This window comes from Algoriphagus sp., from assembly GCF_046296635.1.
In the GTDB taxonomy this organism is placed as follows: domain Bacteria; phylum Bacteroidota; class Bacteroidia; order Cytophagales; family Cyclobacteriaceae; genus Algoriphagus.
On the sequence record NZ_JBKBKZ010000029.1, the window covers coordinates 68,305 to 74,518 of the forward strand.

The window sequence follows — 6,214 nt, forward strand, 5'->3', positions numbered from 1 at the left end:
TTGGTTTTAGGGAGTAGGGTTTCCCGCAGACCTGACTGCCGTTAGGCAGGTTTGCACAGAAAAAAACACAGATTTTCGCAGATTAGGGTCAATGAAGATTTCCGGGAGGCTCTTATTTTTGAGGTTAAAATAACTTAAGCTATCTTAGTTCAGATTGTTATTGAAATCTATGAACAAGGAGATTTTTTCAAATATCAGTAAGATCATTGAGCGGGACAGTAAGGCTACTACCTATAAGTTTGCTCTTTTAAGAGGAACTATTGATTTGATCCAAGAGAACAGTCCTTTTTTGGAATTTAAAGACGATCGGGTTCATATCCCTACGGGTTTGCTGATTGAAAAATGGATGATTTACTATTATCCTATTTTTGATTCGAAAAATAAGATTCCACAGATTCATGGAAATGCGAAGTTGTCTTTTGAAAGTGAGCTCATCACTGTTGCTGAGTATTATAATGGAAAAGGAGGATTATCGGTTTTTTACAATGATTTGAAAAGAAAGGGAGTATCTGATGAGATTTCAAGTGTTGTAGTAAGCTTGGCTACTCGGCTCAATTCAACACTTAGAAGAATGCCGATGTACTATATTGGAAGATCAATTTCCTCTGATTTTCATTCAATTTATAGACCTGAAAAACCAAAAAAATCTATTAGGGTCACAAGAGTTGACGCGGATTATCTTGTTTCAAATTTTGGAACATTTTCTATTCCTTTTGAATACTATGAAGCTTTTCAAGTCTTAGGAAGTTTCATCAGTGGTCAAGATTCCATATTTTTTAAATGGGCGGAATTCTCTGTTAACGCCTCTGGCAAAAAGCTTCCTATTGAAAAAGTTCTTGGAAATTTATTAGAATCTCCTGTTACGGAAAAAGATTCAGCCGAGTCGAAAGGGCTATTTGATGGTCTTTTAAGAGAGAAAGGAGAGACTAAATGTGTTTGGACGGGTGCACAAACTGATAAGATTGAGGTTGATCATGTAATTCCATTTGCCGTATGGAAAAATAATGATCTCTGGAATTTACTTCCAGCAGTACCCAAAATCAACAATAACAAAAGGGATAAAATACCTACTCCAAGATTGATTGAAAGTCAGAAAAAGATGATTCTTCATTATTGGGAATTGTTGGATGAAACCTATAAATCCAGATTTCAATCTGAGATTAAAATCAGTCTTCTGGGAAATAATGATATCAAAAACTGGAGACATTTAGCCATTAATCAAATGAAGGAATCTTGTAATTTTTTAATTGAAAAAAGAGGATTTAACCCATGGGAACCAGAAATGAATTCAGCCACTTAACCGCCAAAGAGCGTGAATCCCTTTCTTTTCCAGCAAGGATTATAAAGGAAAGAAATCTCCTGAAAGGAGAGATTTTGGATTTTGGATGTGGATTTGGGAAAGATGTTGAAATTCTCAAGTCTCACGGTTTTCAGATTAGTGGTTATGACAGGCACTATTTCCCAGAGTATCCTAAACAGAAGTTTGACACTATAATCTGCTTTTATGTTTTGAATGTGTTGCTTCCAGAGGAGCAGTCCAAAGTCCTAATGGAGATTTCAGCTTTGCTAAAAAGGACAGGCAAAGCATATTTGGCTGTCAGGCGCGATATTACATTTGAAGGTTTCAGAACTCACAAAATCCATCAAAAGCGTACTTTTCAAACCAATGTTATTCTTCCTTTCAATTCCATTTACAAAAATGACAATTGCGAGATTTACGAGTATCGACATTACAATCAAGTTGAAAAACTGAATTCAGAATGTCCTTTTTGTAATCCAGCTGCAGAAGTTGAAATGATCGTAGAATCAGCCCAAGCCTTTTCGATTCTTGACAAATTCCCGGTCAATCCTGGTCATGCTTTGGTAATTCCTAAACGACATGCTTCTGACTATTTTGAATTGAGTTTTAAAGAACAATCCTCCTGCTTTTTTATGCTCAATGAAGTGAAGAAAGTAATCTCTGAAAAATTCAATCCCGTAGGATTCAATATTGGGATCAACGTCGGAGTGCATGCCGGACAAACTGTTGATCATGTTCATATCCATTTGATACCTAGATACGAAGGGGATGTAGAAGATCCCCGGGGTGGAGTTAGAGGGGTGATTCCTGGGAAGAAATCGTATTATAAAAAATCTTGAATTATGAAGGCACAACCGAAAACTAAAATAATCCTGATTCCCTGTCCTGATTGTGATACAAAATTAAGACTTGTAAATGAGTTGAATACTGACTGGTATGGTAATCTAAAATATTATTATTGTAAGGTCTGTAAGGAACGGCTAGTTTCTCGTGATAATGGTGATTTGGAAATTGCAGCTCCCTGGTGATTAGATTTTTGACTATAAACGGACCTAAAAAAAGTTAGTTACAAAGCTTGATTTTAAAGATTTTACCTAACCTTGGCTGGGATTTTTTCCGTTAAACTGAGCAAATCAAACGCTAAAATCAATGAGACAGATCGTGTTTTTGCTGGCAGTTGCCTGTATTGGATTTACTTCTTGTGCCGTCGTGCGACAAGGGGAGGTAGGGGTAAAAAGGAAATATGGAAGGCTTAATCCCAAAGTAATTGAAGGGGGAATGGTAGCCTTCAATCCATTCAGTACCAAAGTTCTAAAAATTCCCATTCGAACTGTCAATCAGCAGGTAAGACTTAGTTTGCCTAGCAAAGAAGGTTTGACTATCGAGTCCGAAATATCAATTCTTTACAGCATTGATAAAAATAAGGTTCCCTTTATCCTTGAAGACATCGGAACGAATTATGAATCGGTCTTGATCATGAATGTTTTTAGGTCTGCTGCAGCCGATGTCAGTGCCCAATATATGGCCAAAGATATGCATTCAGGGATGCGTAGTCAGATTGAGAATCAAATCTTGGAAAGAATGGATGAGTCGTTGGAGGAGCGAGGCTTTATTATTGAGCGAGTATTGATGAAAAGTATTAAGCTGCCCGAGGAATTGAGTCGGGCTATCGAACGAAAACTCTCCGCCGAGCAGGAAGCGCAACAGATGGAATATGTTTTGGATAGAGAGAGAAAAGAAGCTGAACGGCGAAAAATTGAAGCTGAAGGTACAAGGGAAGCCCAAAAAATCCTCGCCGAAGGTTTAGTACGGGAGATTATTGAACTCCGGAGTATTGAGGCCTTTCTAGAACTTGCCAAGTCTCCGAATGCCAAAATCATCATCACTGACGGTAAAACTCCCTATCTGATAAATTCCCAGAAAGATTGATTTGCAGTAAGACGGTCTCCAAGCCTAACTTGTTTTTGGTGGACACAATTCCATAGTAGGAAGTCTTTATATGTACCAAAGAAATGGAGATCGTCTTTTTTATGTTTTGATTTTATGACTCAATAAGTCCCCTGAATCCATCTTTCAAAAAACACATCATATACCTCGTAATAGGTGTTTCCTACGGAGTCGAGTTCTTTGAATATCATTTCTTTTTCTATTAAGATATCCAAGGATTTGAAAACTGTGGCTGAGCTGCCCAGACTGTTTTTTCCAATGAAATCTTTGGAAGTTGGACCATAGACTCGTCCTGTTTTGGCAATTGCTACTGCCAGTTTCCACTGCTGATGGCTAAGTAGGGTTCGGTAATGAAGGAAAAAGGTCTCATTTTCATCAAGAATCTGTTGGGCAGAGGTCTGCCAATGACTTGCTCCATAAACTGAAATGGGCATCTGAAAAATCCGGTTGCATAGCAATTGGACATAATAGGTGTGGCATTTGGTCCAGTCCAATAGTTGATCCGCTACATCGGTGGGCATCGTTTTTCTATGGTCTGCAAAAGTGCTTACGATGAACTTTTTGTATTCTTCTTTATTTATTTTTTCGAGTTTTAGAGGGCTGGCACTTTTGTAAAACGGGCGTGAAGGATCTGAAAAGAGTTCACTCAGGATGGATTGTTGGCTTCCGGAAAAGAGAAAGAATACATTCTGTAATTGTTGGATAGCCGACCGAAGCCAAGCATCTGTGTTTTTTTCCGGATAGGAATGGATTTGTTGAAACTCATCAATCGCAATCACAATGGGTTTCTGCCAGCTTGCCAAAAATCCGAGTAAATCAATAATTGGCTTTTCGGCTTGACTTGTTTGGAAACTTACCTGAGGAATACCACTCAGTTGGTCAAAAGAAATAGTAGGTCTTAGACTTTTGACGAATTCCCAAACCTTCTTTCCCATGCTGTCTTTTTCGGAAAAATGTTCAAGAAGAGACGCCCCTAGAGTATTTAGCAGCTGCTGTTCATTTTCTGTAGAAAGGATATCCAAATAAATAAATTCCCAATCAGCAGGAAGCAATTCTTTCACGTGGTGAATTAAGGCTGTTTTGCCCATCCTCCGGTGACCCATTAATAGACAAGATTGGCCGTTTTGAAGGAATTGGACTAAAGTTTGGCTCTCTTTTTCCCGATCACAAAAATATCGTGGACCATAATATCCCGATGTTGGAAAAGGGTTTGTTGGAGTTTTGTATTTCGTTGACATGATAACTTCCTTTCTGAGTTCACCAAAAGTAATTTACTAAAAGTAATTTACCAAAAGTAATTTACCAAAAGTGAATTGATCGAAATCTCTACCCAGATAGGTTCCCAACGAAAGTTCCTTATAACCTTGAATATTCTCAGCCGTTAGGTAAAGAGTAATCTGTTGGCATGAATTAACTCAGACATTTACGGGAAGGGGTTTTAAAAATTCTACTCAGAAGTTTTAAATAATTCGCCATTGTAGCTAGTCAAAAGAGTATTTAAACAATCCAAGGATATCTGATCTTTTCCCACCCTTTTTAGATCGATTTAGGGTTGCTCATATTCAGTTTTCAAGCGCTCGGGCTTAGGCTTTGAGCTTGATTTTGTTTTAATCCCAAACTGAAAATTTTCAAAAATCATCATTGGATGACACATCCAAGCAAATCGAGTTCAATTAATACCCATCAATAACTAATTAATTTATCTTTATGCAAACCAAAAAAAACACCCTTCCCTTAACCAAGGAAATTCTTCAGGAACTTTTGTCAGTTGAAGCATCCCCATGTATTTCACTTTATATGCCTACGCATCGTACCCATCCTGAAAATCTTCAGGATCCGATACGATTTAAGAATTTGATGAAAGAACTGGAAGAATCTCTACTTCGAAAGTATTCAAATGATGAGACTGAATCCCATTTAGCCCCTTTGATCGAACTCACAAGTAGAAGAGGTTTTTGGGATCATACTTCCCTTGGCTTGGCAATATTCAGTTCCCAAGGATTTCTTTTTGGAGTTGATATGGCTATAAGTCCAAATGAAATTGCGCTGGTTGCTGACAGTTTTCACACCAAGCCCATTCAAAATTATTTGCAATCCACGGATAGATTTCATGTATTGGCAGTGAATCAGCATGATATCCAACTTTACGAGGGGAATCGACATGCTCTGATCCAAATTGATCTTCATGATGAAGTGCCGGCTACTATGACCGATGCGCTAGGTGATGAAACAACCGATGAGCATATCACTGTTGCCTCTTATGGTGGAACTGGGTCAACCATGCATCATGGTCACGGAAGCAAGACAGATGAGGTAGATATCGATTCAGAGCGTTATTTCAGAGCGGTGGCGGAGTCCATTGCGCGATACCACTCCAAGCCTACCGGTTTGCCGCTTTTGCTTGCCGCATTGCCGGAATACCATAACCTATTCCAAAAAGTAAATAAAAACCCTTTGTTATTGCAGGATGGAATCAAGATCAATCCACCTTCAGTTTCAATAGAGAAATTGGCTACCATGGCCTGGGAAGTTATGGAACCGGAATTTTTGCGACAGCAAGAAGAACTGGTAAGCAGATTTAATCAGGCAAAAGCCAATGGTTTGGGAAGTGAGGAAATTAAAGAAGTAGCTGTGGCCTTGGTAGAGGGTAGAGTAGATACCCTGATCATCGAAGCTGACCGGATTATTGCAAGTCGAATCACCAATTTGGTCACTGGAAATATCCAAAATAAAGATCTAGATAATCCAAGAGTAGATGATTTGCTGGATGACATGAGTGAGTTGGCCATGAAAATGGGTGGAAGTGTTACTGTACTTACTCCGGAACAAATGCCGTCTGAGACCGGCGTAGCGGCGATTTATAGGTATTGATTCTGTTATTTTAAAGAATAAAAAATTTGGATATACGCTTCTTTGCCAGTAGATCAAAATGGCCTCGACTTCGCTCGGCCACCGGATTTCAGGTTA

5 protein-coding genes are annotated in these 6,214 nt (G+C 38.7%); 4 read left to right on the forward strand and 1 reads right to left on the reverse strand.

Annotated features, from left to right (window positions below; translation table 11 throughout):
- Window positions 1-169: 169 nt before the first annotated feature.
- From ACK4HU_RS18150 to ACK4HU_RS18160, 3 genes are all read left to right on the forward strand, one after another.
- Window positions 170-1,300, forward strand: coding sequence for an HNH endonuclease domain-containing protein (locus ACK4HU_RS18150; protein WP_409809140.1), 1,131 nt, complete (start codon window positions 170-172; stop codon window positions 1,298-1,300).
- Entirely contained in the window at window positions 1,270-2,139 is an 870-nt protein-coding gene (locus ACK4HU_RS18155) for an HIT domain-containing protein (RefSeq protein ID WP_409809141.1), read from the forward strand. The genes ACK4HU_RS18150 and ACK4HU_RS18155 overlap by 31 nt, the downstream gene beginning before the upstream one ends.
- A gap of 310 nt (window positions 2,140-2,449) precedes the next feature.
- Complete coding sequence (locus ACK4HU_RS18160; RefSeq protein WP_409809142.1) at window positions 2,450-3,229, forward strand: prohibitin family protein; 780 nt, start codon at window positions 2,450-2,452, stop codon at window positions 3,227-3,229.
- A 119-nt stretch (window positions 3,230-3,348) separates the two neighbouring features.
- On the opposite strand, the gene ACK4HU_RS18165 is transcribed toward ACK4HU_RS18160, so the two are convergent.
- The gene (locus ACK4HU_RS18165) at window positions 3,349-4,485 is read right to left on the reverse strand and encodes an AAA family ATPase (RefSeq protein ID WP_409809143.1); all 1,137 of its coding nucleotides are present in this window, start codon (window positions 4,483-4,485) and stop codon (window positions 3,349-3,351) included.
- A gap of 469 nt (window positions 4,486-4,954) precedes the next feature.
- On the opposite strand from ACK4HU_RS18165, the gene ACK4HU_RS18170 reads away from it, so the two are divergent.
- Window positions 4,955-6,118: a hypothetical protein gene (locus tag ACK4HU_RS18170; RefSeq protein ID WP_409809144.1), complete on the forward strand. Its 1,164-nt coding sequence runs from the start codon at window positions 4,955-4,957 to the stop codon at window positions 6,116-6,118.
- Window positions 6,119-6,214: the final 96 nt, after the last annotated feature.

Coding starts and splice junctions, on each gene's coding strand:
- ACK4HU_RS18150 (WP_409809140.1), top strand. CDS start 170: ATGAACAAGGAGATTTTTTCAAATATCAGTAAGATCATTGAGCGGGAC.
- ACK4HU_RS18155 (WP_409809141.1), top strand. CDS start 1,270: ATGGGAACCAGAAATGAATTCAGCCACTTAACCGCCAAAGAGCGTGAA.
- ACK4HU_RS18160 (WP_409809142.1), top strand. CDS start 2,450: ATGAGACAGATCGTGTTTTTGCTGGCAGTTGCCTGTATTGGATTTACT.
- ACK4HU_RS18165 (WP_409809143.1), bottom strand. CDS start 4,485: ATGTCAACGAAATACAAAACTCCAACAAACCCTTTTCCAACATCGGGA.
- ACK4HU_RS18170 (WP_409809144.1), top strand. CDS start 4,955: ATGCAAACCAAAAAAAACACCCTTCCCTTAACCAAGGAAATTCTTCAG.